Here is a 24,553-nt window from a genome sequence, read left to right on the forward strand (position 1 = left end):
AGCGGGAGCAAGCTCCCTCGCCACAATGAATTTGTGCGGTCTAACGGTTGTGTTGCTTCTTATTATCATCTAATAATGAATCTCATTAGCCGAGTGAGCCCCGGTCATGAGTTCTGCCCTGCACGAACAACCCTACCTTGAAAGCTGGCGCTGGATGAGCCGCCAGATCCGTTGCGCGATGAACCCGGACGAGCCGCGGCTGATCGAGCACTACCTGGCCGAGGGCCGCTATCTGGCCGGCTGCACCGCCACTTCACCATGGATGATCTCCGAGACCGCGTTTCGGCTGCTGCTCGACACCGCCTCGGATGTCGCGCTGCCCTGGCATTGGCGCAATCTCTGCCTCGACCAGGCCTGGCGCCCATTGCGCGACCTCGAGCAACAGTCACTGTGCCGCTGCCGCCTCAAGCGCTGGCAGAGCCATGCCTGGGCGCTGGCGACCTGCGCCCTGGAACCGTCGATTCCTCTTATTGAACTGGTGCAAGGATCTCCCGATGAGTAATACCCGTATCGAACGCGACAGCATGGGCGAGCTGCAAGTCCCGGCGGATGCCCTCTATGGCGCCCAGACCCAGCGCGCCGTGGATAACTTTCCGGTCAGCGGCCAGCGTATGCCGGCGCAATTCATTCGCGCCCTGATCCTGGCCAAGGCCGCCGCCGCTCGGGCCAACGTAGAGCTGGAACAAATCAGCGCGGCCCAGGGCAAGGCGATCGTCGATGCTTCACTGGGGCTGCTCGAAGGCCGTTTCATGGATCATTTCCCGGTGGATATCTTCCAGACCGGCTCCGGCACCAGCTCCAACATGAACGCCAACGAAGTGATCGCCACCCTCGCCAGCCGCCTGCTGGGAGAGACGGTCAACCCGAACGACCACGTCAATTGCGGCCAGAGCAGCAACGACATCATCCCCACCAGCATTCATGTCAGCGCTGCCCTGGCCTTGCATGAGCAACTGCTGCCGGCGCTGTTGCACCTGGTGCAGGTGATCGAGCGCAAGGCCGAAGAGGTCCACCCATTCATCAAAACGGGTCGCACCCATCTGATGGATGCCATGCCGGTGCGCCTGAGCCAGGTGCTCGACGGTTGGGCGCAGCAACTCAAGGCCAATATCGGCCATTTGCAGGATGTGCTGCCGAGCCTGCAATCCCTGGCCCAGGGTGGTACGGCGGTCGGCACCGGGGTGAATGCCCATCCACGTTTCGCCGAGCTGTTCAGCCAGCAACTGACGCAATTGACCCAGGTGCAATTCACCCCGGGCAAGAATCTGTTCGCGCTGATCGGCTCCCAGGACACCGCCGTAGCGGTTTCCGGGCAGCTCAAGACCACTGCCGTGTCGCTGATGAAAATCGCCAACGACCTGCGCTGGATGAATTCCGGGCCGCTGGCAGGCCTAGGCGAGATCGAGCTCGAAGGCTTGCAACCGGGCTCCTCGATCATGCCCGGCAAGGTCAACCCGGTCATACCTGAAGCCACCGCGATGGTGGCGGCCCAGGTGATCGGCAACGACACGGTGATCACGCTCGCCGGTCAATCGGGCAACTTCGAGTTGAACGTGATGCTGCCAATCATCGCTCAGAACCTGCTGAGCAGCATCACCTTGATGTCCACCGCCAGCCGCTTGCTGGCGGACAAGGCCATTGCCACGTTCAAGGTCAACGAGGCCCGGCTCAAGGAAGCGTTGTCGCGCAACCCGATCCTGGTGACCGCGCTGAATCCGATCATCGGTTACCAGAAGGCCGCTGAAATCGCCAAGAAAGCTTACCAGCAAGGTCGGCCGGTCATCGATGTCGCCCTGGAGCACACCGACCTGACACGCAGCGAACTCGAAGTCCTGCTGGACCCGGAGAAGCTCACCGCCGGCGGCGTGTAAACCCCGACACCTGTGTGGAGGACTCATCATGGAACACTGGAAACGTACGATCGAACGGGCCAATCGCTGTTTCATGCTGGGCGAGCTGGTAGACGCCCGCGAAGCCTATCTGCAAGCCCTGGCGCTGGCCCAGGTGTTGTTCGAGCGCTGGGCGGATGCCGACGAAGCCGTGGCCGCGTGCGTCGTCTCCCATCACAACCTGGCGGACCTGCACTTGCGCCTGAACCAGCCGGAGGAGAGCGCCGAATACCTGTGCGCGATCCACCAACGGTTGTTGCAGACGATCCAGGACGAGCGGCTGGCGCCGGCCCTGCGCACCGCCGCGCTGCGCCAGAGCCACAAGACCTATGTCGAACTGCTGAATTTCATCAGTGAGCACGGTGAATACCCACGCACCCAGCGCTTGCTGCACTGCAACGCTGCTGCGCCCCGGCAGCGCAATGCCCCCCTTCATCATGGAGTCCATTGAACATGGCTTTTACCTTGCCTGCATTGCCCTACGCCTACGACGCCCTGGAGCCGCACATCGATGCGCAAACCATGGAGATCCACTACACCAAGCATCACCAGACTTACATCAATAACCTCAACGCGGCGGTGGACGGCACCGAATATGCCGGTTGGCCCATCGAAAAACTGGTGTCCAGCGTGGAGCAGTTGCCGCCAAGCCTGCAGGCCGCAGTGATCAACCAGGGCGGTGGCCATGCCAACCATTCGTTGTTCTGGGAAGTGATGACGCCCCGGGGCAGCGGCCAACCCGAGGGTGATCTGGCGGCGGCGATCGAAGCACAACTGGGCGGTATCGAGGGTTTCAAGGAAGCCTTCACCAAAGCAGCGCTGACCCGTTTCGGTAGCGGCTGGGCCTGGTTGAGCGTCACCCCGCAAAAGACCCTGGTGGTGGAAAGCAGTGGCAACCAGGACAGCCCGCTGATGAAGGGCAATACGCCGATTCTTGGCCTGGACGTCTGGGAGCACGCCTATTACCTGCGCTACCAGAACCGTCGTCCGGAATACATCAGCGCCTTCTACAACGTGATCAACTGGCCTGAGGTCGCCCGACGCTACCAGGCTGCGCTGGCTTCGAGTCCTTCATGAAAACAACCCAAGGCTGACTATGGATACTCAAACACTGGCGATTGGAAGCGGACGGATGTTCCGCTACGCCTTGGGATCGTTGTTGCTGTTGGCCGGGATGACGTTGTTGGCGGCGCAGGGCCTGGCATGGCTGGACCTGGAGCCCAGGCTGCTGCGTGCGCTTGAGGGCGGCGGGCTCTGCGCCTTGGGCACCGCGCTGGGAGCCGTGCCGGTGTTGGTCATTCGGCGCATGCCCCAGGCCGTCAGCGATTCGCTGCTGGGTTTTGGTGCCGGGGTGATGCTCGCGGCCACGGCGTTCTCGCTGATCGTGCCGGGCATCGTCGCGGCCGAGCAGTTGGGGTTAACGCCGTGGGCGGCCAGTGGCCTCATCTGTTTTGGCATTATGTCAGGGGCGTTCGGGCTGTACCTGGTGGACCGCAAGGTCTCGGCCAGCCCCGAAAGGCTGGTCGCGGCGCCAGGACGTCCGATCATTGCGCCGCGGATCTGGCTGTTCGTGTTTGCCATCATCGCCCACAACATTCCCGAAGGCATGGCGGTGGGCGTGTCGGCGGGTGGTGGCATGCCGGATGCCGACAGCCTGGCGATGGGCATCGCCTTGCAGGATGTACCCGAAGGACTGGTAATCGCGTTGGTGCTGGCTGCGGCGGGAATGTCTCGGGTCAAGGCGTTCCTGATTGGCGCGGCATCAGGATTGGTCGAGCCGGTGTTCGCGCTGCTGTGCGCCTGGCTGGTGAGCCTTGCCGAGATGCTATTACCCCTGGGGCTCGCGTTGGCGGCCGGGGCGATGCTGCTGGTGGTGACTCACGAGGTCATTCCGGAATCCCGTCGCAATGGTCACGAGAAACTGGCGAGCCTGGGGCTGTTGCTGGGATTTTGTTTGATGATGGTGCTGGATACGGCGTTGGCGTGACAAGTGGCTGATCTGTGGTGATGTGATTTATCTGTGGTGAGGGGATAAATCCCCTCGCCACAAAAAATCCGCCTTGGGACTTGGTTAGTTACTCGCCTTCGTCGAAGTATCTGTTGATCAGGTCAACCAAGGCATCCATCGCTTCCTGCGCCTGATCACCTTCGGTGTGCAGGTGGATCCTGGTGCCCTTGCCGGCGGCGAGCATCATCATCGCCATGATGCTTTTACCGTCGACCGTAGACTCTGGCGTGCGACCGACCCTGATGGTGGTGTCCTTGAACTGGCCCGCGACGCCGACGAACTTGGCCGACGCTCGGGCATGCAAGCCCAGCTTGTTGATGATTTCAATTTCCTGAGCAGGCATCGCGATGTGAATCCTTTAGCTGAGGTCGCGGTGGCGAACCTGGACGTTCTTCAGGGACTGTTGCAGGAGCTGACCCAGGCGTTCGGTCAGGTAGACGGAGCGGTGATGGCCACCAGTGCAACCAATGGCGATCGTGACATAGGCGCGGTTGCTCGCGGCAAAGCGGGGCAGCCATTTGAGCAGGTAGCTGGAGATGTCCTGATACATTTCCTCGACATCCGGCTGTGCGGCCAGGTAGTCGATCACTGGTTGGTCGAGCCCGGACTGCTCGCGCAATTCCGGTTTCCAATAGGGATTGGGCAGGCAGCGCACATCGAACACCAGGTCGGCGTCTACTGGCATGCCACGTTTGAAACCGAACGACTCCACCAGGAACGCCGTGCCCGGCTCGGGTTGGTTGAGCAGGCGCAGCTTGATCGTGTCGCGCAACTGATACAGGTTCAGGTGCGTGGTGTTGACCTTAAGGTCCGCCAGGTCGGCGATCGGACCCAGTAGCTGGCTTTCGTCCTCGATGGCTTCGGCCAGGGAACGGTTGGCATTGCTCAGCGGGTGGCGCCGGCGGGTTTCGGAAAAACGCTTGAGCAGTGTTTCTTCATCGGCATCCAGGTACAGCACATCGCACTGGATATGCCGGCTGCGCACTTCCTCGAGCAGTTCAGGAAAGCGCGACAGGTGGCTTGGCAGGTTACGTGCGTCGATGGACACCGCTACCAGCGGTTGTGCCAGCTCGGTGTGGATCAGGGCGCGCTCGGCCAGTTCCGGCAGCAGGCCGGCGGGCAGGTTGTCGATGCAATAGTAGCCGCTGTCCTCAAGCACGTTGAGGGCTGTGCTTTTACCGGAGCCGGAGCGGCCACTGACAATGATCATGCGCATTTTTAATGACCGTTCTGCTCGTCCAGGACAACCTGGTACAACGCTTCGTTGCTCGGTGCGCTGCGCAGTTTTTCGCGCACTTCCTTGCGGTCCAGCATGCTGGCAATCTGGCGCAGCAGCTCGAGGTGCGCATCGGTCGCCGCTTCCGGTACCAGCAATACAAACAGCAGGTCGACCGGGGCGCCGTCGATGGCGTCGAAATCTATGGCGGTTTCAAGGTGCAACAGCGCGCTGATCGGCGCGGCACAACCCTTGAGACGGCAGTGAGGAATGGCGATGCCGTTGCCAAAACCGGTGGAACCGAGTTTTTCACGGGCAACCAGGGCCTCGAAGACGTCCTGCATTTCCAGATCCGGCACTTCGCGGTGGATCAGGTTGGCAATTTGTTCGAGGGCTTTCTTTTTACTGCCGCCCGGCGCGTTCACTTGGGAACGGCCGGGGGTCAGGATGGTTTCTAGTCGGATCATGGATTAGGGGGGTTAACGACCGGTCGCGCCCTGGAGGAGGCTCTGGGTCTTTTCCTTATGCTTTTTGAGTTGGCGATCCAGCTTGTCGGTCAGCAGGTCAATCGCGGCATACATGTCTGTGTGCTCTGCGTTGGCAACCACTTCTCCGCCGGGGATATGCAGCGTGGCTTCGATTTTCTGCAGCAGTTTCTCGACGTTCATCGTGACTTGCACGTTGGTGATCTTGTCGAAATGCCTCTCCAATCGGTCGAGTTTTTCGCCGATGTAGGTGCGCAGGGGTTCGGTCACTTCCAGTTGGTGTCCACTGATGTTGACTTGCATACAGCTTCTCCTTCGTTGCCAGTGCATAAAGCGGCAGGCAGAAATGCCTGCCACTGGAACGCTGTGGCGTGGCCTTGTTACATCAACCGCTTGCGTTCGCTCGAAGGCGCGATCCCGAGGGATTCGCGGTACTTGGCGACGGTACGGCGGGCCACCTGAATGCCTTGTGCCTCCAGTAAACCAGCGATCTTGCTGTCACTCAACGGCTTTTTCTGATTTTCCGCGGCCACCAGTTTTTTGATGATCGCGCGGATGGCCGTGGACGAGCATTCGCCGCCTTCGGAGGTGCTGACATGGCTGGAGAAAAAGTATTTCAATTCATAGATGCCCCGGGGGGTATGCATGAATTTTTGGGTGGTTACCCGGGAAATCGTCGACTCGTGCATGCCCACTGCCTCGGCAATGTCATGCAGGACCAACGGTTTCATCGCCTCATCGCCGTACTCCAGGAAGCCGCGCTGATGCTCGACGATCTGGGTGGCCACTTTCATCAGGGTTTCGTTGCGGCTTTGCAGGCTCTTGATGAACCAGCGCGCTTCCTGCAACTGGTTGCGCATGAAGGTGTTGTCGGCGCTGGTGTCGGCGCGCTTGACGAAGCCGGCGTACTGGGCGTTGACGCGCAGCTTGGGCACTGACTCCTGGTTGAGCTCCACCAGCCAGCGATCATTGTGCTTGCGCACGATCACGTCGGGGACCACATATTCGGGCTCGGTGGATTCGATCTGCGAGCCGGGGCGCGGGTTGAGGCTCTGCACCAGTTCGATGACCTGGCGCAGCTCATCTTCCTTGAGCTTCATGCGACGCATCAGTTGGCTGTAGTCGCGGCCGCCCAACAGGTCGATGTAATCGGTGACCAGCCGCTTGGCTTCGGCCAGCCATGGTGTCTTGGCGGACAACTGGCGCAGTTGCAGCAACAGGCACTCACCCAGGTTGCGGGCGCCGATGCCGGCCGGCTCGAACTGCTGGATGCGATGGAGGACGGCTTCGATCTCGTCCAGCTCGATGTCGAGCTCGGGGTCGAATGCTTCGAGGATTTCGTCGAGGGTCTCGTCCAGGTAGCCCTGGTTGTTGATGCAATCGATCAGGGTTACGGCGATCAGGCGATCGGTGTCGGACATCGGCGCCAGGTTCAGCTGCCACAGCAGGTGGCTTTGCAGGCTTTCGCCGGCAGAGGTGCGGGTGGTGAAGTCCCACTCGTCGTCATCGCTGCTCGGCAGGTTGCTGGCGCTGGTCTGGTAGACGTCTTCCCAGGCCGTGTCCACGGGCAACTCGTTGGGGATGCGTTCGTTCCATTCGCCATCCTCGAGGTTATCCACCGTCGGGGCGGCTTCCTGGTAGGACGGTTCCGGGATTTCGGTGTTGGTCTTCTGCTCGACGTTGTCGGCCAGCGGATCGGCGTTATCGAAGTCGTCGCCTTCTTCCTGGCGTTCGAGCATCGGATTGGACTCCAGGGCCTCCTGGATTTCCTGTTGCAGGTCCAGGGTCGACAATTGGAGCAGGCGGATGGCCTGTTGCAGCTGCGGTGTCATCGTCAGCTGCTGGCCCATTCTCAAGACTAGCGATGGTTTCATGGCAGGGGCTTAACACCTTATTCGCCGGCGCACATGCGCCATCCACTACAGGGCGCCGAAGCGCCAAACTTAAGCAAATTATATGCCTGAAACTGAAGTGTTTGCCTAGAGCGTCGCCATAATAAAATTAAACGACGCTCGGGCAAGTCGCCAGACACTTGTCCTTACAGGCGGAACTCATGGCCCAGATACACTTCCTTGACCAGGTCATTGGCCAGGATAGCTGCGGAGTCGCCTTCGGCGATCAACTGGCCGTCATTGACAATGTAGGCGGTTTCGCAGATGTCCAGCGTCTCGCGCACGTTGTGGTCGGTGATCAGCACGCCGATCCCCTTGGCCTTGAGGTGATGAATGATCTGCTTGATGTCGCCCACCGAGATGGGGTCCACGCCAGCGAACGGTTCGTCGAGCAGGATGAACTTCGGTGCGGTGGCCAGGGCGCGGGCGATTTCCACGCGGCGCCGCTCGCCACCGGACAGGCTCATGCCCAGGTTGTCGCGAATGTGGCTGATGTGGAATTCCTGCAGCAGGCTTTCCAGCTCCTGGCGACGACCGGCCTTGTCGAGTTCCTTGCGGGTCTCGAGGATGGCCATGATGTTGTCGGCAACCGACAGTTTGCGGAAGATCGACGCTTCTTGCGGCAAATAGCCGATACCGGCCTTCGCCCGGCCGTGCATCGGCTGGTGGCTGACATCCAGGTCGTCGATCAGCACGCGACCCTGATCGGCCTGGACCAGGCCGACGATCATGTAGAAGCAAGTGGTCTTGCCCGCGCCGTTGGGGCCGAGCAGGCCGACGATCTGGCCGCTGTCGATGGACAGGCTGACATCACGCACGACTTGACGGCTCTTGTAGCTCTTGGCCAGGTGCTGAGCTTTCAGAGTTGCCATTACTGGGCCTTCTGCTCGTCGGTTTTCTTTTTCGGTTGGATCACCATGTCGATCCGCGGACGCGACTCGGTCACCTTGCTACCGGTGGCGCGACCGGCGCTGGCGAGCTTCTTGTTGGTGTCGTAGACGATTTTCTCGCCTTGGGTCACGTTGTTGTCCTTGTCGACGACCTTGGCGCGGTCGATCAGGACGACACGATCCTGTGAGGCGTGATACTGGATGGTGACCCCGTAGCCCTGCACAGGCTTGGTATCGCCTGCGGTTTGCATCTGCTCGAAATAGGCCAGGTTGCCCACGGAGGTCACTACGTCGATGTCGCCGGACGGGGTGCGGGTGATGGTCACGGTATTGCCGGTGACCTTCATCGAGCCCTGGGTGATGATTACGTCGCCCTTATAGGTGGCGACGCCATTCTTGTCATCGAGCTGGGCGTCGTCGGCCTGGATGCGGATAGGCTGGTCGCGGTCGGTGGGAAGAGCCCAGGCGCTCGCGCTTCCCAGTGCTGCGCCCAGACTGAGCAAAATAGGGAGGGTTTTAGCGAGCTTCATACTGTCCTCTTACGTTCGATAGCAGGTGTATCCTGCTTTCCTTCAAATACGCTTTCATTCCCGTGCCGGTCGATACACCCCCGGCGCCGTCGATTCTAACGGGTTGCTCGGTCTGCGCATATTCTTGCTGTGGGAACACGGTCATGCGCGTGCTGGTGATGATGGTCGTGCGGTTTTTCTCGTCGGTTCGGGCGATGCGTACCGAGTCGATCAGTTCCACTTCGGTGCCGCCGGAATTGACTTCGGCGTGCTCGCTCTGCACGTGCCACGGAAAATCGGTGCCGCGGAACATGTTCAGGTCGGGCTTGGTGACCAGCGTAATGTCAGTGGCCTTTACGTGGTCGACCTTGTCGGACGTCATCTCATATTGCACTTTGCCGTCGGGCAGGTACTGCAGGGTATGCGTGTTGGTCGCGTACCAGTCGATCTTTTCCTCGATCTGGGTCGCAGGCCGGTCGAGAAACCGTTCGGGGCTGATGTTCCAGTAGCCCACCGCAGCAAAGAGCGCCGCGATACAGCCGAACACCACGATGGTGCGAATCTTCTTGCTCAGCATAAGTGGCTCACAGGTACGCGGCGTTGGCCGCTTCGAGGTGGCCCTGGGCGCGCAGGATCAGTTCACAGAATTCGCGGGCCGCACCTTCGCCGCCTCGCGCCGTGGTGACGCCGTGGGCATGCTCGCGTACGAAGGTGGCCGCGTTGGCGACGGCCATGCCCAGGCCGACCCGGCGAATCACCGGCAGATCTGGCAGGTCGTCACCGAGGTAGGCCACCTGTTCATAGCTTAGGTTGAGTTGACCCAGAAGCTCGTCCAGCACCACCAGTTTGTCTTCGCGCCCCTGGTAAAGGTGCGGGATGCCGAGGTTCTTCGCGCGCCGCTCGACCACCGGGGTCTTGCGACCGCTGATGATAGCGGTCTGTACGCCGGCGGCCATCAGCATCTTGATGCCTTGGCCGTCGAGGGTGTTGAACGTCTTGAACTCGCTGCCGTCTTCAAGGAAGTACAGGCGGCCGTCGGTCAGCACGCCGTCTACATCGAATACGGCCAGTTTGATGGCTTTGCCGCGTTGCAACAGGTCTGTGTTCATTTACATGACTCCCGCACGCAGCAAATCGTGCATGTTCAGGGCGCCCACTGGACGATCTTCGGCGTCGACGATCACCAGGGCGCTGATCTTGTGGTCTTCCATGATTTTCAGGGCCTCGGCGGCGAGCATCTCGGCGCGGGCGGTCTTGCCGTGGGGCGTCATGACTTGCTCGATGGTCGCACTGTGGATGTCGATGGTGCGGTCCAGGGTGCGGCGCAGGTCGCCGTCGGTAAAGATCCCGGCGAGCTTGCCGTCGGCCTCCAGGACCACTGTCATGCCCAGCCCCTTGCGGGTCATCTCCATTAGCGCATCTTTGAGCAGCGTGCCGCGCAGCACCTGTGGCAAATCCTGGCCGGCGTGCATCACGTTTTCGACTTTCAGCAGCAGGCGACGTCCGAGGGCGCCACCGGGATGGGAAAAGGCGAAATCTTCCGCGGTAAAGCCCCGGGCTTCCAGCAGCGCCACGGCCAGAGCGTCGCCCATGACCAGGGCGGCGGTGGTGGAGGAGGTCGGTGCCAGGTTCAGCGGGCAGGCTTCGTGTTCGACATGGACATTGAGGTTTACTTCGGCGGCCTTGGCCAGTGGCGAGTCCGGGTTACCGGCCATGCTGATCAACTGGATGCCCAGGCGCTTGATCAGCGGCAGCAGCGTGATGATTTCATTGGTGGAGCCGGAGTTGGACAGGGCCAGGATGATATCGTCCCGGGTGATCATGCCCATGTCTCCGTGGCTGGCTTCGGCCGGATGGACGAAAAAGGCGGTGGTGCCGGTGCTGGCGAGGGTGGCGGCGATCTTGTTGCCGATGTGCCCGGATTTGCCCATGCCGACCACGACCACGCGGCCTTTGCTGGCCAGAATCATCTCGCAGGCGCGTACGAAATTAGCGTCGATATGGGGCAGCAAGCCTTGCACGGCTTCGAGCTCGAGGCGGATGGTACGTTGTGCTGATTGAATCAGGTCGCTGGATTGGCTCATGTCAGAAATCGTATAGCCCGATGAAAAGGCGGCGATTATAGCGGTAATGAACAATTCCCTCACGTAAGTTCGTCATGCTTTGTTCGAGGGGGTGCAAGGTTCGACATAAAATGTGGCTTTTTACCTTAAGCCAGGCTTAACGGGCGGGGCGTTGGCCTTGGGAGCTTGGCTGTTGCAGTGATATAGTTCGCCGCCGGTTCGCGTGCCCGGCGGTACCGGCACTCGTCGGCTGCCGAGGGCATTCGAATGTGAGGCTGCATCGCAAGGAGTTTAGATGAGTGCCGACAACGCCTACGCGGTCGAGCTGAAGGGACTGTCCTTCAAGCGAGGGACGCGCAGCATTTTCAATGACATCGATATTCGCATTCCACGCGGCAAGGTCACCGGCATCATGGGGCCTTCCGGGTGCGGCAAGACCACGCTGCTTCGGCTGATGGGGGCACAACTGCGCCCCAGCGCCGGCGAAGTCTGGGTCAATGGTCAGAATCTTCCCGAGTTGTCTCGCAGCGACCTGTTCGATGCGCGCAAGCACATGGGCGTGCTCTTCCAGAGTGGTGCGCTGTTTACCGATCTCGATGTGTTCGAGAACGTGGCGTTCCCGCTGCGGGTCCATACCGACCTGCCGGAAGAGATGATCCGTGACATCGTCCTGCTCAAATTGCAGGCCGTCGGGCTGCGTGGCGCCCTTGACCTGATGCCCGACGAGCTGTCCGGCGGCATGAAGCGTCGGGTTGCGCTGGCGCGGGCGATTGCCCTCGATCCGAAGATCCTCATGTACGACGAACCCTTCGTCGGGCAGGACCCGATCGCCATGGGCGTGCTCGTACGCCTGATCCGCCTGCTCAACGATGCGCTGGGCATCACCAGTATCGTGGTCTCCCACGACCTGGCCGAAACCGCCAGCATTGCCGACTACATCTATGTGGTCGGCGATGGTCAGGTGCTGGGGCAGGGGACACCGCAGGAACTGGCAGACTCGGACAACCCGCGCATTCGCCAATTCATGACGGGTGATCCGGACGGGCCGGTGGCGTTCCATTTTCCGGCCACGGATTACCGTACCGATCTGTTGGGGAAGCGCTGATGCGCAAGAAATCACTGTTGGAAAGAATTCGCCTGTTTGGCCGCTCCGGCATCGACGTGGTGGCGGTACTGGGCCGTTCCTCGTTGTTCCTGATGCACGCCTTGCTCGGTCGCAACTCGACGGGCGGCGGCTTTGGCCTGCTGGTCAAGCAGTTGCACTCGGTGGGCGTGATGTCCCTGGTGATCATCGTGGTCTCCGGGATCTTCATCGGCATGGTGCTGGCGCTGCAAGGCTTCAGCATTTTGTCCAGCTACGGTTCGGAGCAGGCGGTCGGGCAGATGGTTGCGCTGACGCTGCTGCGTGAGCTCGGCCCCGTGGTCACGGCGCTGCTGTTCGCCGGGCGGGCCGGTTCGGCGCTGACGGCCGAAATCGGTAACATGAAGTCCACCGAGCAGTTGTCCAGCCTGGAAATGATCGGCGTCGACCCGCTCAAGTACATCATCGCTCCGCGCCTGTGGGCCGGTTTCATTTCCCTGCCGGTGCTGGCAATGATTTTCAGCGTCGTGGGGATTTGGGGCGGTTCGTGGGTGGCCGTTGACTGGCTGGGGGTCTATGAGGGTTCCTACTGGGCCAACATGCAAAACAGCGTCGATTTCCTCGACGATGTCCTCAATGGCGTGATCAAAAGTGCCGTATTCGCTTTCGTCGTGACCTGGATCGCCGTGTTCCAGGGCTATGACTGTGAGCCCACGTCAGAGGGGATCAGCCGTGCCACAACCAAGACCGTGGTGTACGCCTCACTGGCGGTCCTGGGCCTTGACTTTATTCTGACCGCCTTGATGTTTGGAGATTTCTGATGCAAAACCGCACCCTGGAAATCGGTGTCGGCCTTTTCTTGCTGGCTGGCATCCTGGCTTTGCTGCTGCTGGCCCTGCGGGTCAGTGGACTGGCGCCGACGGCAAGCACCGATACTTATAAACTTTATGCCAACTTTGACAATATCGCCGGTTTGACGGTCAGAGCAAAGGTGACCATGGCCGGTGTCACTATCGGCAAGGTCACGGCAATCGATCTGAATCGCGAGGATTTCACCGGTCGGGTGACGCTGGAGTTGGAAAAACGCGTGGATAACCTGCCGACTGATTCCACTGCATCTATCCTCACGGCTGGGCTGCTGGGCGAGAAGTACATTGGCATCAGCGTGGGTGGGGAGGATGCCGTGCTCAAGGACGGTGGCGTCATCCACGACACGCAGTCGTCCCTGGTGCTCGAGGACCTGATCGGTAAATTCCTGCTCAATACCGTTAGCAAAGACGCCAAATGAGGAGCTTTTGAATGATCTCTATCTTGCGACGTGGCCTGTTGGTGTTGCTCGCGGCGCTGCCGTTGGTGGCTAACGCCGTGGCCGCGCCTTCGGCCCATGACATCATCCAGGACACGACAACCCGGCTGTTGGCGGACCTTGCCGCCAACAAAGAGCAATACAAGCAGGATCCCAGCGCGTTCTATGACGCACTGAACGGCATCGTCGGCCCCGTGGTCGACGCCGACGGCATCTCCAAGAGCATCATGACCGTCAAGTACTCGCGCAAGGCAACCCCGGCGCAGATGACCCGCTTCCAGGACAACTTCAAGCGCAGCCTGATGCAGTTCTATGGCAATGCCTTGCTGGAGTACAACAACCAGGGCATCACCGTTTCGCCGGCCAAGGACGAAAGCGGCACCCGCACCAGCGTAGACATGCAGGTCAAGGGCAACAACGGCGCGATCTACCCTGTGTCCTACACGCTCGAAAAAATCAACGGCGAGTGGAAGGTGCGCAACGTGATCATCAATGGCATCAACATCGGCAAGCTGTTCCGCGATCAGTTCGCCGATGCCATGCAGCGCAATGGCAACGACCTGGACAAGACCATCAACGGTTGGGCCGGTGAAGTCGCCAAGGCCAAGGAAGTGACCGAAGAAGCCAAAGAGAAGCAGGCGCAATGATCGAGTCGGTGAGTGAGTCGACCGTTCGTCTGGGTGAGGCTGGCGTGCTGATGCTCAGTGGCGTGCTGGATTACCGCACCGGTCCGGCCCTGCGCAAGCAGGGCCAGGCGCTGATCAAGTCCGTCAGTGCCGCGGAGGTGGTCATTGATTGCTCGGCGGTGCAGAAGTCCAGCAGCGTCGGGCTGTCGCTGCTGCTGTGCTTCATGCGGGACGCCAAGGCGGCCGGCAAAACGTGGAGCATCCGTGGGATGCCCGAAGACATGCGCGAAATAGCCCAGGTCAGCGAGTTGACCGAGTTATTGGCGCACCCCTGACCCACATTGTTGGAAAAGTCCCCCCGTCAGAGTCCTGCTTCGCGGGGTTCGCAGGCGCGGGGCTTTTTTGTATGATGTGCGACCCGCGCGCACAGGGCGCCGATTGAGGTTGAGCATGCAGGCTGTAGAAGTGAAGAGCTTCCTTGAAGGAAAGCTGCCTGGTACGCAGGTGGAAGTTGAAGGCGAAGGCTGCAACTTCCAGTTGAACGTGATCAGCGACGAACTGGCGACGTTGAGCCCAGTGAAGCGTCAGCAGAGCATCTATGCCCATTTGAACCCATGGATCGCCGATGGCAGCATCCACGCGGTCACGATGAAATTTTTCAGCAGCGCGGCCTGGGCCGAGCGCACCTGAGCCCAAGGGCCTCGAGATTCTTATGGATAAACTGATTATTACCGGCGGCGTTCGTCTTGATGGCGAAATCCGTATTTCCGGGGCAAAGAACTCCGCCCTGCCGATCCTGGCCGCGACCCTGCTGTGCGATGGTCCTGTGACCGTGGCCAACCTGCCGCACCTGCACGACATCACCACGATGATCGAGCTGTTCGGCCGCATGGGCATTGAGCCGGTGATCGACGAGAAGCTCAGCGTCGAGATCGACCCGCGCACCATCAAGACCCTGGTCGCCCCGTACGAGTTGGTGAAAACCATGCGTGCGTCGATCCTGGTATTGGGCCCGATGGTCGCCCGTTTCGGTGAAGCTGAAGTCGCCTTGCCTGGCGGTTGCGCCATTGGCTCGCGTCCGGTGGACCTGCACATTCGCGGCCTGGAAGCCATGGGTGCGGTGATCGACGTCGAAGGCGGCTACATCAAGGCCAAGGCGCCGGAAGGCGGCTTGCGCGGCGCGCACTTCTTCTTCGATACCGTCAGCGTGACCGGTACCGAGAACATCATGATGGCCGCCGCACTGGCCAAGGGCCGCAGCGTGCTGCAAAACGCCGCGCGCGAGCCTGAAGTGGTCGACCTGGCGAACTTCCTGATCGCCATGGGTGCCAAGATCAGCGGCGCTGGCACCGACACCATCACCATCGACGGTGTTGAACGCCTGCATTCGGCCACCTACAAAGTGATGCCGGACCGGATCGAAACCGGCACTTATCTGGTCGCCGCTGCCGTCACCGGTGGTCGCGTCAAGGTCAAGGACACCGATCCGACCATCCTTGAAGCCGTCCTGGAAAAACTCAAGGAAGCCGGTGCCGAAGTCACCTGCGGCGAAGACTGGATCGAAGTGAACATGCACGGCAAGCGGCCAAAAGCCGTCAACGTGCGGACCGCTCCGTACCCGGCGTTCCCGACCGACATGCAGGCGCAGTTCATCTCCCTCAACGCCATTGCCGAAGGCACCGGTGCTGTGATCGAGACGATCTTCGAAAACCGCTTCATGCACGTCTACGAGCTGCACCGCATGGGCGCCAAGATCCAGGTCGAAGGCAACACGGCTATCGTCACCGGCACCGAGAAGCTCAAGGGCGCGCCAGTGATGGCTACCGACCTGCGGGCTTCGGCCAGCCTGGTGATCTCGGCCCTGGTTGCCGAAGGCGATACCCTGATCGACCGCATCTACCACATCGACCGTGGCTACGAGTGCATCGAAGAAAAGCTGCAGATGCTCGGCGCCAAGATCCGCCGCGTACCGGGCTAGTTCCGGCTGCATGGGCGCAGGGACGTGCCCGTTGATTTCGTTTCAGGTCGAGGGTGTTTGCACCCTCGATGTGTGTCCGGCGCCGCTTGCGACCGGGCATGAGTACCTTGATAAGGACTGACGTTTCCCATGTTGACCATCGCACTGTCCAAGGGCCGCATCCTTGACGACACCCTGCCGCTTCTGGCTGAAGCGGGCATCGTGCCGACCGAGAATCCGGACAAGAGCCGCAAGCTGATCATTCCCACGACCCAGGCCGACGTGCGCTTGCTGATCGTGCGTGCCACCGATGTGCCGACCTACGTGGAACATGGCGCCGCCGACCTGGGCGTTGCCGGCAAGGACGTGCTGATGGAATACGGTGGCCAGGGCCTGTACGAGCCCCTGGACCTGCAGATCGCCCGCTGCAAGCTGATGACCGCCGGTAAAGTCGGCGCGCCGGAGCCCAAGGGGCGTTTACGCGTGGCGACCAAGTTCGTCAACATTGCCAAGCGTTACTACGCCGAGCAGGGCCGTCAGGTCGATATCATCAAGTTGTACGGTTCGATGGAGCTGGCGCCGCTGATCGGCCTGGCGGACAAGATCATCGACGTGGTCGACACCGGCAATACCCTGCGGGCCAACGGTCTGGAACCCCAGGACTTCATCGCTGACATCACCTCCCGGCTGATCGTCAACAAGGCTTCGATGAAAATGCAGCACGCCCGTATCCAGGCTCTGATCGATACCCTGCGCAAGGCAGTGGAATCGCGACACCGCGGCTGATTCACCTGCGCGACCTTGAGTCGCGCCCGTCTATCCGTGTCATAGCCAATTTTCTCAGGTGCCCACGCGAATGGACTGGTAGCTTAGGGCGCCTGAGCATTTGCCATTAATGAGGCCCTCGCTATGACCGCTCCCACTTCGATTCGCCGACTCAATGCTGCCGACCCGGATTTCGCACATCATCTGGATCATCTGCTGAGCTGGGAAAGTGTGTCTGACGACTCGGTCAATCAGCGGGTGCTGGACATCATCAAGGCCGTGCGCGAGCGTGGCGATGCCGCCTTGGTGGAATTCACCCAGAAGTTCGACGGCCTGCAAGTGGCGTCCATGGCCGACCTGATCCTGCCGCGCGAGCGCCTGGAACTGGCCCTGACCCGGATCACCGTGCCCCAGCGCGAAGCCCTGGAAAAGGCCGCGTCCCGGGTGCGCGACTATCACGAACGGCAGAAACAGGACTCCTGGAGCTACACCGAAGCCGACGGCACGGTGCTGGGCCAGAAGGTCACGCCGCTGGACCGCGCCGGCCTGTACGTGCCGGGTGGCAAGGCGTCCTATCCGTCTTCGGTGCTGATGAACGCCATCCCGGCCAAGGTCGCCGGCGTGACCGAAGTGGTCATGGTTGTCCCGACCCCGCGCGGTGAAATCAACGAACTGGTGCTGGCCGCCGCCTGCATCGCTGGCGTGGACCGGGTGTTCACCATCGGCGGTGCCCAGGCCGTGGCTGCGCTGGCCTATGGCACCGAAAGCGTGCCGCGGGTCGACAAGGTGGTCGGGCCGGGCAATATCTATGTCGCCACCGCCAAGCGCCATGTGTTTGGCCAGGTCGGCATCGACATGATCGCCGGCCCTTCGGAAATTCTCGTGGTGTGCGACGGCCAGACCGATCCGGACTGGATCGCCATGGACCTGTTTTCCCAGGCCGAGCACGACGAAGACGCCCAGGCGATCCTGGTCAGCCCGGACGCCGAGTTCCTCGACAAGGTCGCCGCCAGCATCGACAAGCTGCTGCCGACCATGGACCGCGCCGAGATCATCAACACCTCGATCAACGGTCGTGGTGCGTTGATCAAGGTCCGCGACATGGAGCAGGCCATCGAAGTCGCCAACCGTATCGCGCCGGAACACCTGGAATTGTCGGTCGCCGACCCGCAGGCCTGGTTGCCGCAGATCCGTCACGCCGGTGCGATCTTCATGGGGCGCCACACCAGTGAGGCCCTGGGTGATTACTGCGCTGGTCCCAACCACGTGTTGCCGACTTCCGGTACCGCGCGCTTCTCGTCGCCGCTGGGGGTGTATGACTTCCAGAAACGCTCGTCGATCATCTTCTGCTCCGAGCAGGGCGCATCCGAACTGGGCAAGACCGCTTCGGTGCTGGCCCGTGGCGAATCGCTGAGCGCCCACGCGCGCAGTGCCGAGTACCGCATTCTTGACGAGTCATCCATTGAAGGGCAGGGGAACTGAAATGAGTAAATTCTGGAGCCCGTTCGTCAAGAACCTGGTGCCCTACGTGCCGGGTGAACAGCCGAAGCTGACCCGGTTGGTCAAGCTCAACACCAACGAGAACCCCTACGGCCCATCGCCCAAGGCCCTGGCGGCGATGCAGACCGAGCTGAACGATAACCTGCGCCTGTATCCGGATCCCAACAGCGATCTACTGAAAGGCGCCGTGGCTCGGTACTACGGCGTGCAGAACAACCAGGTGTTCCTGGGTAATGGCTCGGATGAAGTGCTGGCGCACATTTTTCACGGCCTGTTGCAGCACGACCAGCCGCTATTGTTCCCGGACATCAGCTACAGCTTCTATCCAGTGTATTGCGGGCTGTACGGCATCCAGTTCGATGCGGTGCCGCTGGATGCACAGTTCCAGATCGACCCGGCGGACTACGCCAAACCCAATGGCGGGATCATTTTTCCCAACCCGAACGCGCCGACCGGCTGCCTGCTGGCGCTGGAAGCGGTCGAGCAGATCCTCAAGGCCAGCCCGGATTCGGTGGTGGTGGTCGACGAGGCCTATATCGACTTCGGCGGCGAGACGGCCATCAGCCTGGTGGATCGCTATCCGAACCTGCTGGTGACCCAGACCCTGTCCAAGTCCCGCTCCCTGGCGGGGCTGCGCGTGGGCCTGGCGGTGGGCCATCCGGACCTGATCGAAGCGCTGGAGCGGATCAAGAACAGCTTCAACTCCTACCCGCTGGATCGCCTGGCGAATGTCGGCGGCGCGGCGGCGTTCGATGATCGCGAGCATTTCGACCGGACCTGCCAGTTGGTCATCGAGCACCGTGAATGGGTCGTGGCCCAACTGCAAGCCAAGGGTTTTGAAGTGCTGCCCTCGGCGGCCAACTTCATCTTCGCCCGCCACCCCCGGCACGATGCGGCAGGCTTGGCGGCGAAACTGCGGGAGCAGGGTGTGATCGTGCGGCACTTCAAGCAGGAGCGGATTGCCCAATTCCTGCGGATCAGCATCGGTACCCCGGAGCAGAACCAGGCCCTGATCGAAGCCCTCGGCGAACTCTAAAGCCTTGCATTGAACCTGTGAGAGTCTGTGGGAGCAAAGCTTGCTCGCGATAGCGGTTTCGTTGTCCGTGACGACGCCATCGCGAGCAAGCTTTGCTCCCACAGTTGTTCTGCTGCGTTCACAAATCGGCATGCCATCGCCCATCCCCTGTGGGAGCGAGCCTGCTCGCGATAGGGTCTTTGGATCAGACCCTGAACTGATTGATCAACCGCCGCTGCTGCTCCGCCAGTTTGGTCAACCCGGCGCTGGCCGCGCTGGACTCGTCGGCGCCGCTGGCGACTTCATTCGCCACTTGCCCGATGTTGATCACGTTACGGTTGATGTCATCGGCTACGGCGCTTTGCTCCTCGGCAGCGCTGGCGATTTGGGTGTTCATGTCGTTGATCACCGACACGGCCTGGGTGATCGTCTCCAGGGCCTGGGCCGCTTTCGCCGCATGCTGCACGCTTTCGTCGGTGCGGTTCTGGCTGTCTTCCATCACCCGCACCACGTCCCGGGTGCCTTGTTGCAACTGTTGGATCATCGTCTGGATTTCTTCGGTGGCCTGTTGCGTCTTCTGCGCCAGGTTGCGTACTTCATCAGCGACTACCGCGAAACCACGGCCCTGTTCACCGGCTCGGGCGGCTTCGATGGCCGCGTTGAGGGCCAGCAGGTTGGTCTGCTCGGCGATCCCGCGGATGGCGGTGAGGATCGCGTTGATGTTCTCGCTGTCCTTGGCCAGGGTCTGCACCACACCCACCGCCTTGCCGATTTCCACGGCCAGGGCACCAATGGAGGTGGAAGTGTCCCGCACGATCTGCATGCCCTGGCTGGCAGCCTGGTCTGCATGGCTGGCGGCTTGGGCGGCTTGGGTCGCGTTACGGGCCACGTCCTGGGCGGTGGCGGTCATTTCGTGCACGGCAGTGGCGACCTGATCGATCTCCGACATCTGCTTGTGCACGCCCTGGTTGGTGCGGATCGCGATATCGGCGGTGTGCTCCGACGAATCGCTGACGCTCTGCACCGAGGTCACCACCTGGGTGATCATGCCCTGCAACTTGCTCAGGAAGGTATTGAAGCCCCTGGCGATCGCCCCCAGTTCATCGGCGCGGTCGCTGACCAGGCGACGGGTCAAGTCGCCTTCGCCCTGGGCGATGTCATCGAGCATCGCCACCATTTGCTTGAGCGGTCGGGCAATGCCGTGGCCCACCAGCCAGATCACCAGCAGGCCGATGCCGGCAATCACCAGGCCCACTATCGCCATGCCGAAGATATCGGCCTGGCGCTGATGGTCGAGGTCTTGCTGCAACGCTTGCAGGTCGGCCATGACCGCATTCAGGGGCAGTTGCAGCATCAGCGTCCAGCGGGCGTTGGTCTCGCCGATGCCGAACGGCATGTACACCTCGATATGCCCATGTGCTTCGTCGATGTCGTAGCGCACTTCGCCGACGCCCAGCTTGGCGAGGTTATCCAGTGCACTGGCGTCCAGCAGGTCGCTGGCCTTTTCCCCGAGTTTGCTCGGGTCCTTGGTGAAGGCCACCAGTCGGTTGTTGCTGGAGAGCAAGGCCATTTCCCCGGCGCCGTCGTACAACTTGCCATCGGCGGCCACGAGCATGTCCTGGATGAAGTTCACCGACAGGTCAGCGCCAACGATGCCCTGGAACTTGCCATCGATCATGACCGGTTCGATGAACGAGGCGAGCATGGTCATCGTGCTGCCAACGCGATAGGGCGCCGGGTCGATCACGCAGGCTTTCTTGCTGTCCTGGGAGCACAGGTAGTACTCACTGGCGCGGATGCCGGTGGAGAGTAGTTTCTGGTCGGTTACGTCGGCGAGTTTTTCCAGGCCCAGGGAGCCGTCCTGGTTACGGAACCACCACGGCAGGAAACGCCCGTTGGTTTCCATGCCCACCACCTGGCTGTTCACATAGTTGGCGTCGTCATGGTCGATGGCGTTCGGCTCCCAGGCGATGTAGGCACCGAGGATCTTCGGGTTGCGCACCACGGTTTCGCGCAACAGGCTGATCATTTGCTCGCGGGGCACCTTCAGTTGCGGGTTGCCGTCCGTGCCGTTCATGCCCATCAAGGCGTTGCTGGTGGCCAGGCCACGGGCGAGCAGCAACGGTGCTTCCAGTTCCCGCTGGATCAGGCTGGCCTGGGTGCGGGCCAGGGCAGTGAGGCGTTGTTCGATGAGTTGTTCGAACTGCGCCTTGGTCCGCTGTTGCACCATGTCCTGGGTGCGCGCGCCGGCAAACAGCGCGTACAGCACCAGGGCGCCCACCACGCTGAGCACGATGGCACCGGCCAGGGCGGCCACGGAAAACTGGATCGATCTGAATTTCATAAAGGCTCCGGACGCGGAAATGACGTCTGGAGCCGTTATCGGCGTTTCTGTGGCGCGGCATGAGGCGCTGTTCGTCGGGTGACTGTTTTAGCTGCGTGGGTGTCGTAAATGGACTGGGTGGGGTCTGTCCGAAAAAACCTGTAATCCTTCGTTATGTATCTGGCGCCGATACAAATCAAGGCCTAGGATACGCCCACGTTTCCAGGGAGCTTCTTTTACATGAACAAGACATTGATGGTGAGTGCTCTGAGCGCGGCTCTGCTGCTCACCGGTTGCCAGTCGGTCAATACCACCAGCGGCGGAGCCGTGGGCGTGGAGCGCAAGCAGTACATGTTCAGCATGCTGTCGACCGCTGAGGTCAACCAGATGTACGCCCAGTCCTATCAGAAAACCATGGGTGAGGCGAAAGCCCAGGGCGCGCTGGACAAGACCAGCAACGATGCCAAGCGCATCCAGGTCATTGCCGACCGCTTGATCGCCCAGGCGCCTGTGTTCCGCCCGGATTCGGCTCAGTGGAACTGGGAAGTGAACCTGATCAAGAGCGATGAGCTCAACGCCAATTGCGGTCCTGGCGGCAAGATCATGTTCTACACCGGGCTGATCGACCAGTTGAAACTGACCGACGCTGAAATTGCCGCGATCATGGGCCACGAAATCGCCCACGCCCTGCGCGAGCACGGGCGCGAAGCGATGTCCAAGGCCTATGGCATCGAGATGGCGAAGCAGGGCGCTGGCGCCTTGTTCGGCCTCGGCCAGGACAGCCTGGCATTGGCCGACACCGTCGCCAACTACGGCATGACCTTGCCCAATAGCCGCGGCAACGAGAACGAAGCCGACCTGATCGGCCTCGAACTGGCCGCCCGCGCCGGCTACGACCCGAACGCGGCGATCACCTTGTGGAACAAGATGGCCAAGGCCTCGGAAGGCGCGCCACCGGAATTCATGAGCACCCACCCGTCGTCGGGCAGCCGTATCGCTTCGTTGCAGGCGGCGATTCCGAAGGTGATGCCGCTTTATCAGCAGGCCAAGAAGTAAGCTTCACTGTGGGAGCAAAGCTTGCTCGCGACAGGGGCGACGCAGACGTCAATCAGACCGCGTCATCGTTTATCGCGAGCAAGCTATGCTCCCACAGCTATCCTCTGCCCAAGGTGTGACACAGGGTCAAACCCACCCACTACTCTGCATCGCCTTGTACACCGCCACGATCGCCAGGACGAAGAATGCCGAGGCGGCCAGGCGGCGGATCAGGGTCAGGGGCAGTTTCTCGGCGGCGAAATTGCCCGCCAGGACCACCGGCACGTTGGCAATCAACATGCCCACGGTGGTGCCGATGATCACCAACCACAACTCCGGGTATTGCGCGGCGAGCATCACCGTGGCGATCTGCGTCTTGTCGCCGATTTCCGCCAGGAAGAACGCAATCAGCGTGGTCAGGAACGGGCCGAACTTGCGGGCCGTGTTCGCTTCCTCATCGTCCAGTTTGTCCGGGACCAGGGTCCACAGCGCCGTGGCCGTGAAGCTTGCCGCCAGTATCCAGTGCAACACCGCATTGGAGAAAAATCCGCTGACCCAGGCCCCTACCGCCCCGGCGGCTGCGTGGTTGGCGAGTGTTGCGGCAACGATGCCGGCGATGATCGGCCAGGGTTTGCGAAAGCGAGCCGCCAGGATGAGCGCGAGCAATTGCGTCTTGTCGCCGATTTCGGCCAGCGCAACGATAGCGGTAGGTACCAGGAGTGAGTCCAGCATCAGGGATTCCTAAAGGGGCGGGTCGACACGGCTATGACACGTACAGCCTTCCCGCCCCGGGTAAGGTGTGCGTGTCATAGGTCTTGTCAAACCCAGCGACCATCTGCGTGGACGCTTGGGCCGCATACGCCATGGTCTGCTGACCAAGTATGTTGACGTATGCCGGGCGAGCATGGCGCTCGCGGGAGACTACTCCCCTAGGACGGAGCGGATTCTGCCTAGGCAAATCCGATTGAGCAAGTGCTGTTGCCTAAAAGATTTCAACCGCGCTTGGCCCGGTAGATGCGAAAGCCCTGGCCTTCGGCCTTGATGGCGCAGACGCCCAAATGCTCCTCGATCAGTGGCTGATACTTGAGGAAGCTATTGGCAACCAGCCGCAGTTCGCCGCCGTTTTTCAGATGTTTGGCTGCTTTTCGCAACAGGTTTTCCGTGGCGTGGTAATCGGTGTGCACGCCGACATGGAACGGCGGGTTGCTCAGGATCGCGCTCAAGCCCATCGGCGCGGCGTCGATGCCGTCACCGGTCAGCACCTCGGCCTCCAGGCCGTTGGCGGCCAGGGTCAGGCGACTGCTGGCGGCGGCGAATGCGTCCACGTCCAACAGGGTGACGGTGTTGTGCGGATAGCGCCGCTTGACCACCGCCCCCAGCACCCCGGCACCGCAGCCGAAGTCGAGCAAATGCCCGCTGGGCAGTTTATCCAGGTGTTCCAACAGCAGCGCACTGCCGCGGTCCAGGCGACCATGGCTGAACACCCCCGGCAGGCTGATGACTTTCAATGGGCCTTCGGCCAGGGGCAATTCGTAGGTCTGGGCCAGGCTTTCCAGCGGCGTGGCCTCGGGCGCGTTGGCGACGGTGACCTGCCACAGTTGGCAATGCCGCGCACTGTCGAGCTTGCGTGGCTTGCCGAACGGGTTGAGCTGCTTGGACGCGCCTTCGATGCCGCTGCGTTTTTCCCCCACCAGGTACACCTCGCGCCCGGCCAGGCGCGCCGCCACGGCATTGAGGATGTAGTCGGTCAGGTCCTTGGCCTTGGGCAGGAACACCACGGCCGTGTCGAACCCGCGCTCGGGTACGTTCACGCCAAAGTGGCTGCGCTCGGGGAAGCGAGCCTCCAGCGCGGCCTGATCGCCGGCATGCCAGCACCAGCCATGGGCCTCTGGCAAACGGCCGAGCAGGTCATCGGCGGGCAGGCCGGCCAGCAAGACCGAACCCTGGAATAACTCGGCCTGACGAAGCAGTACTTCACTGCGCGGATCCATGG

29 protein-coding genes, 1 pseudogene and 1 riboswitch are annotated in these 24,553 nt (G+C 61.4%); of the genes and pseudogenes, 16 read left to right on the top strand and 14 right to left on the bottom strand.

Going from position 1 to position 24,553, the window contains the following annotated elements:
* The first annotated feature begins 106 nt into the window (after window positions 1-106).
* Genes HU749_RS05500 through HU749_RS05520 form a run of 5 tightly spaced genes read left to right on the top strand, consistent with a single transcriptional unit; the run spans window position 107 to window position 3,876 of the window.
* Complete coding sequence (locus HU749_RS05500; RefSeq protein WP_014336626.1) at window positions 107-502, top strand: hypothetical protein; 396 nt, start codon at window positions 107-109, stop codon at window positions 500-502.
* The gene (locus HU749_RS05505; RefSeq protein WP_046063850.1) at window positions 495-1,871 is read left to right on the top strand and encodes a class II fumarate hydratase; all 1,377 of its coding nucleotides are present in this window, start codon (window positions 495-497) and stop codon (window positions 1,869-1,871) included. The genes HU749_RS05500 and HU749_RS05505 overlap by 8 nt, the downstream gene beginning before the upstream one ends.
* Window positions 1,872-1,899: 28 nt before the next feature.
* Window positions 1,900-2,340, top strand: coding sequence for a DUF2753 family protein (locus HU749_RS05510; RefSeq protein ID WP_014336628.1), 441 nt, complete (start codon window positions 1,900-1,902; stop codon window positions 2,338-2,340).
* Window positions 2,341-2,342: 2 nt separating this feature from the next.
* Window positions 2,343-2,966, top strand: coding sequence for a superoxide dismutase (locus HU749_RS05515; RefSeq protein WP_014336629.1), 624 nt, complete (start codon window positions 2,343-2,345; stop codon window positions 2,964-2,966).
* Between the two features lie 19 nt (window positions 2,967-2,985).
* Window positions 2,986-3,876, top strand: a complete 891-nt coding sequence (locus HU749_RS05520; RefSeq protein WP_014336630.1) for a ZIP family metal transporter — start codon at window positions 2,986-2,988, stop codon at window positions 3,874-3,876.
* Between the two features lie 88 nt (window positions 3,877-3,964).
* Here the strand turns inward: HU749_RS05520 and HU749_RS05525 are convergent, their stop codons facing one another.
* From HU749_RS05525 to HU749_RS05570, 10 genes are all read right to left on the bottom strand, one after another.
* A complete protein-coding gene (locus tag HU749_RS05525) occupies window positions 3,965-4,240 on the bottom strand; it encodes an HPr family phosphocarrier protein (protein ID WP_014336631.1) in 276 nt (91 codons plus the stop codon).
* Between the two features lie 15 nt (window positions 4,241-4,255).
* A complete protein-coding gene (gene rapZ / locus HU749_RS05530) occupies window positions 4,256-5,113 on the bottom strand; it encodes an RNase adapter RapZ (protein ID WP_018613998.1) in 858 nt (285 codons plus the stop codon).
* A gap of 2 nt (window positions 5,114-5,115) precedes the next feature.
* Complete coding sequence (ptsN, locus tag HU749_RS05535; protein WP_018613999.1) at window positions 5,116-5,580, bottom strand: PTS IIA-like nitrogen regulatory protein PtsN; 465 nt, start codon at window positions 5,578-5,580, stop codon at window positions 5,116-5,118.
* Between the two features lie 12 nt (window positions 5,581-5,592).
* Window positions 5,593-5,901: a ribosome hibernation-promoting factor, HPF/YfiA family gene (gene hpf, locus HU749_RS05540; RefSeq protein WP_003178005.1), complete on the bottom strand. Its 309-nt coding sequence runs from the start codon at window positions 5,899-5,901 to the stop codon at window positions 5,593-5,595.
* A gap of 77 nt (window positions 5,902-5,978) precedes the next feature.
* A complete protein-coding gene (locus HU749_RS05545; protein ID WP_079302660.1) occupies window positions 5,979-7,472 on the bottom strand; it encodes an RNA polymerase factor sigma-54 in 1,494 nt (497 codons plus the stop codon).
* 164 nt (window positions 7,473-7,636) lie between these two features.
* Complete coding sequence (lptB, locus tag HU749_RS05550) at window positions 7,637-8,362, bottom strand: LPS export ABC transporter ATP-binding protein (RefSeq protein ID WP_018614004.1); 726 nt, start codon at window positions 8,360-8,362, stop codon at window positions 7,637-7,639.
* A complete protein-coding gene (lptA, locus tag HU749_RS05555) occupies window positions 8,362-8,910 on the bottom strand; it encodes a lipopolysaccharide transport periplasmic protein LptA (protein ID WP_095963076.1) in 549 nt (182 codons plus the stop codon). Before lptA ends, lptB begins: the two co-directional genes overlap by 1 nt.
* Window positions 8,897-9,466, bottom strand: a complete 570-nt coding sequence (lptC, locus tag HU749_RS05560; RefSeq protein WP_079302658.1) for an LPS export ABC transporter periplasmic protein LptC — start codon at window positions 9,464-9,466, stop codon at window positions 8,897-8,899. Before lptC ends, lptA begins: the two co-directional genes overlap by 14 nt.
* Before the next feature lie 7 nt (window positions 9,467-9,473).
* Window positions 9,474-9,998 (bottom strand): KdsC family phosphatase, encoded by a 525-nt coding sequence (locus HU749_RS05565; RefSeq protein ID WP_079302657.1) that lies wholly within the window; start codon window positions 9,996-9,998, stop codon window positions 9,474-9,476.
* Entirely contained in the window at window positions 9,999-10,973 is a 975-nt protein-coding gene (locus HU749_RS05570; protein WP_095963077.1) for a KpsF/GutQ family sugar-phosphate isomerase, read from the bottom strand.
* 274 nt (window positions 10,974-11,247) lie between these two features.
* On the opposite strand from HU749_RS05570, the gene HU749_RS05575 reads away from it, so the two are divergent.
* The 10 genes from HU749_RS05575 (at window position 11,248) to hisC (ending at window position 19,223) form a co-directional block, all read left to right on the top strand.
* The gene (locus HU749_RS05575) at window positions 11,248-12,057 is read left to right on the top strand and encodes an ATP-binding cassette domain-containing protein (RefSeq protein ID WP_079302655.1); all 810 of its coding nucleotides are present in this window, start codon (window positions 11,248-11,250) and stop codon (window positions 12,055-12,057) included.
* Window positions 12,057-12,854, top strand: coding sequence for a lipid asymmetry maintenance ABC transporter permease subunit MlaE (gene mlaE / locus HU749_RS05580; protein ID WP_079302654.1), 798 nt, complete (start codon window positions 12,057-12,059; stop codon window positions 12,852-12,854). Before HU749_RS05575 ends, mlaE begins: the two co-directional genes overlap by 1 nt.
* On the top strand, window positions 12,854-13,321 hold the full coding sequence (gene mlaD / locus HU749_RS05585; protein WP_018614017.1) for an outer membrane lipid asymmetry maintenance protein MlaD: 468 nt from the start codon (window positions 12,854-12,856) through the stop codon (window positions 13,319-13,321). The genes mlaE and mlaD overlap by 1 nt, the downstream gene beginning before the upstream one ends.
* An 11-nt stretch (window positions 13,322-13,332) precedes the next feature.
* Window positions 13,333-13,986 (top strand): MlaC/ttg2D family ABC transporter substrate-binding protein, encoded by a 654-nt coding sequence (locus HU749_RS05590; RefSeq protein WP_079302653.1) that lies wholly within the window; start codon window positions 13,333-13,335, stop codon window positions 13,984-13,986.
* An 8-nt stretch (window positions 13,987-13,994) separates the two neighbouring features.
* On the top strand, window positions 13,995-14,300 hold the full coding sequence (locus HU749_RS05595; protein ID WP_079303433.1) for an STAS domain-containing protein: 306 nt from the start codon (window positions 13,995-13,997) through the stop codon (window positions 14,298-14,300).
* A gap of 115 nt (window positions 14,301-14,415) precedes the next feature.
* Window positions 14,416-14,655 carry a BolA family protein gene (locus HU749_RS05600; RefSeq protein ID WP_024618940.1) on the top strand — a complete coding sequence of 80 codons (240 nt, stop codon included), beginning with the start codon at window positions 14,416-14,418 and terminating at the stop codon, window positions 14,653-14,655.
* 22 nt (window positions 14,656-14,677) lie between these two features.
* Entirely contained in the window at window positions 14,678-15,943 is a 1,266-nt protein-coding gene (gene murA / locus HU749_RS05605; RefSeq protein WP_003197868.1) for a UDP-N-acetylglucosamine 1-carboxyvinyltransferase, read from the top strand.
* Between the two features lie 129 nt (window positions 15,944-16,072).
* A complete protein-coding gene (gene hisG / locus HU749_RS05610; RefSeq protein WP_003197870.1) occupies window positions 16,073-16,708 on the top strand; it encodes an ATP phosphoribosyltransferase in 636 nt (211 codons plus the stop codon).
* 123 nt (window positions 16,709-16,831) lie between these two features.
* The gene (gene hisD, locus HU749_RS05615; protein WP_018614029.1) at window positions 16,832-18,169 is read left to right on the top strand and encodes a histidinol dehydrogenase; all 1,338 of its coding nucleotides are present in this window, start codon (window positions 16,832-16,834) and stop codon (window positions 18,167-18,169) included.
* A gap of 1 nt (window position 18,170) precedes the next feature.
* Window positions 18,171-19,223 carry a histidinol-phosphate transaminase gene (gene hisC / locus HU749_RS05620; protein WP_079302652.1) on the top strand — a complete coding sequence of 351 codons (1,053 nt, stop codon included), beginning with the start codon at window positions 18,171-18,173 and terminating at the stop codon, window positions 19,221-19,223.
* A gap of 184 nt (window positions 19,224-19,407) precedes the next feature.
* Here hisC and HU749_RS29560 read toward each other — a convergent pair whose 3' ends face one another.
* Together HU749_RS29560 and HU749_RS29565 are read right to left on the bottom strand one after the other, a co-directional pair.
* Window positions 19,408-20,250, bottom strand: a complete 843-nt coding sequence (locus HU749_RS29560; protein ID WP_373557688.1) for a methyl-accepting chemotaxis protein — start codon at window positions 20,248-20,250, stop codon at window positions 19,408-19,410.
* A 15-nt stretch (window positions 20,251-20,265) separates the two neighbouring features.
* Window positions 20,266-21,546, bottom strand: a pseudogene (locus HU749_RS29565) (methyl-accepting chemotaxis protein); the annotation flags it as partial.
* Between the two features lie 219 nt (window positions 21,547-21,765).
* Between HU749_RS29565 and HU749_RS05630 the strand changes: the two are divergent.
* Window positions 21,766-22,581: a M48 family metallopeptidase gene (locus tag HU749_RS05630; RefSeq protein WP_079302650.1), complete on the top strand. Its 816-nt coding sequence runs from the start codon at window positions 21,766-21,768 to the stop codon at window positions 22,579-22,581.
* Window positions 22,582-22,707: 126 nt separating this feature from the next.
* Here HU749_RS05630 and HU749_RS05635 read toward each other — a convergent pair whose 3' ends face one another.
* The gene (locus HU749_RS05635; RefSeq protein ID WP_014336648.1) at window positions 22,708-23,292 is read right to left on the bottom strand and encodes a TMEM165/GDT1 family protein; all 585 of its coding nucleotides are present in this window, start codon (window positions 23,290-23,292) and stop codon (window positions 22,708-22,710) included.
* An 88-nt stretch (window positions 23,293-23,380) separates the two neighbouring features.
* A riboswitch (yybP-ykoY riboswitch) is annotated at window positions 23,381-23,503 on the bottom strand.
* A gap of 49 nt (window positions 23,504-23,552) precedes the next feature.
* Window positions 23,553-24,551 carry a methyltransferase gene (locus HU749_RS05640; RefSeq protein WP_058543355.1) on the bottom strand — a complete coding sequence of 333 codons (999 nt, stop codon included), beginning with the start codon at window positions 24,549-24,551 and terminating at the stop codon, window positions 23,553-23,555.
* Between the last annotated feature and the right edge of the window lie 2 nt (window positions 24,552-24,553).

Source organism: Pseudomonas ogarae (assembly GCF_014268695.2).
Taxonomy (GTDB): domain Bacteria; phylum Pseudomonadota; class Gammaproteobacteria; order Pseudomonadales; family Pseudomonadaceae; genus Aquipseudomonas; species Aquipseudomonas kilonensis.

Bases quoted from the DNA above. Each gene is read 5' to 3' on its own strand.
- HU749_RS05500 (WP_014336626.1), top strand. From the start codon at position 107: ATGAGTTCTGCCCTGCACGAACAACCCTACCTTGAAAGCTGGCGCTGG.
- HU749_RS05505 (WP_046063850.1), top strand. From the start codon at position 495: ATGAGTAATACCCGTATCGAACGCGACAGCATGGGCGAGCTGCAAGTC.
- HU749_RS05510 (WP_014336628.1), top strand. From the start codon at position 1,900: ATGGAACACTGGAAACGTACGATCGAACGGGCCAATCGCTGTTTCATG.
- HU749_RS05515 (WP_014336629.1), top strand. From the start codon at position 2,343: ATGGCTTTTACCTTGCCTGCATTGCCCTACGCCTACGACGCCCTGGAG.
- HU749_RS05520 (WP_014336630.1), top strand. From the start codon at position 2,986: ATGGATACTCAAACACTGGCGATTGGAAGCGGACGGATGTTCCGCTAC.
- HU749_RS05525 (WP_014336631.1), bottom strand. From the start codon at position 4,240: ATGCCTGCTCAGGAAATTGAAATCATCAACAAGCTGGGCTTGCATGCC.
- rapZ (WP_018613998.1), bottom strand. From the start codon at position 5,113: ATGCGCATGATCATTGTCAGTGGCCGCTCCGGCTCCGGTAAAAGCACA.
- ptsN (WP_018613999.1), bottom strand. From the start codon at position 5,580: ATGATCCGACTAGAAACCATCCTGACCCCCGGCCGTTCCCAAGTGAAC.
- hpf (WP_003178005.1), bottom strand. From the start codon at position 5,901: ATGCAAGTCAACATCAGTGGACACCAACTGGAAGTGACCGAACCCCTG.
- HU749_RS05545 (WP_079302660.1), bottom strand. From the start codon at position 7,472: ATGAAACCATCGCTAGTCTTGAGAATGGGCCAGCAGCTGACGATGACA.
- lptB (WP_018614004.1), bottom strand. From the start codon at position 8,362: ATGGCAACTCTGAAAGCTCAGCACCTGGCCAAGAGCTACAAGAGCCGT.
- lptA (WP_095963076.1), bottom strand. From the start codon at position 8,910: ATGAAGCTCGCTAAAACCCTCCCTATTTTGCTCAGTCTGGGCGCAGCA.
- lptC (WP_079302658.1), bottom strand. From the start codon at position 9,466: ATGCTGAGCAAGAAGATTCGCACCATCGTGGTGTTCGGCTGTATCGCG.
- HU749_RS05565 (WP_079302657.1), bottom strand. From the start codon at position 9,998: ATGAACACAGACCTGTTGCAACGCGGCAAAGCCATCAAACTGGCCGTA.
- HU749_RS05570 (WP_095963077.1), bottom strand. From the start codon at position 10,973: ATGAGCCAATCCAGCGACCTGATTCAATCAGCACAACGTACCATCCGC.
- HU749_RS05575 (WP_079302655.1), top strand. From the start codon at position 11,248: ATGAGTGCCGACAACGCCTACGCGGTCGAGCTGAAGGGACTGTCCTTC.
- mlaE (WP_079302654.1), top strand. From the start codon at position 12,057: ATGCGCAAGAAATCACTGTTGGAAAGAATTCGCCTGTTTGGCCGCTCC.
- mlaD (WP_018614017.1), top strand. From the start codon at position 12,854: ATGCAAAACCGCACCCTGGAAATCGGTGTCGGCCTTTTCTTGCTGGCT.
- HU749_RS05590 (WP_079302653.1), top strand. From the start codon at position 13,333: ATGATCTCTATCTTGCGACGTGGCCTGTTGGTGTTGCTCGCGGCGCTG.
- HU749_RS05600 (WP_024618940.1), top strand. From the start codon at position 14,416: ATGCAGGCTGTAGAAGTGAAGAGCTTCCTTGAAGGAAAGCTGCCTGGT.
- murA (WP_003197868.1), top strand. From the start codon at position 14,678: ATGGATAAACTGATTATTACCGGCGGCGTTCGTCTTGATGGCGAAATC.
- hisG (WP_003197870.1), top strand. From the start codon at position 16,073: ATGTTGACCATCGCACTGTCCAAGGGCCGCATCCTTGACGACACCCTG.
- hisD (WP_018614029.1), top strand. From the start codon at position 16,832: ATGACCGCTCCCACTTCGATTCGCCGACTCAATGCTGCCGACCCGGAT.
- hisC (WP_079302652.1), top strand. From the start codon at position 18,171: ATGAGTAAATTCTGGAGCCCGTTCGTCAAGAACCTGGTGCCCTACGTG.
- HU749_RS29560 (WP_373557688.1), bottom strand. From the start codon at position 20,250: ATGATCACCCAGGTGGTGACCTCGGTGCAGAGCGTCAGCGATTCGTCG.
- HU749_RS05630 (WP_079302650.1), top strand. From the start codon at position 21,766: ATGAACAAGACATTGATGGTGAGTGCTCTGAGCGCGGCTCTGCTGCTC.
- HU749_RS05635 (WP_014336648.1), bottom strand. From the start codon at position 23,292: ATGCTGGACTCACTCCTGGTACCTACCGCTATCGTTGCGCTGGCCGAA.
- HU749_RS05640 (WP_058543355.1), bottom strand. From the start codon at position 24,551: ATGGATCCGCGCAGTGAAGTACTGCTTCGTCAGGCCGAGTTATTCCAG.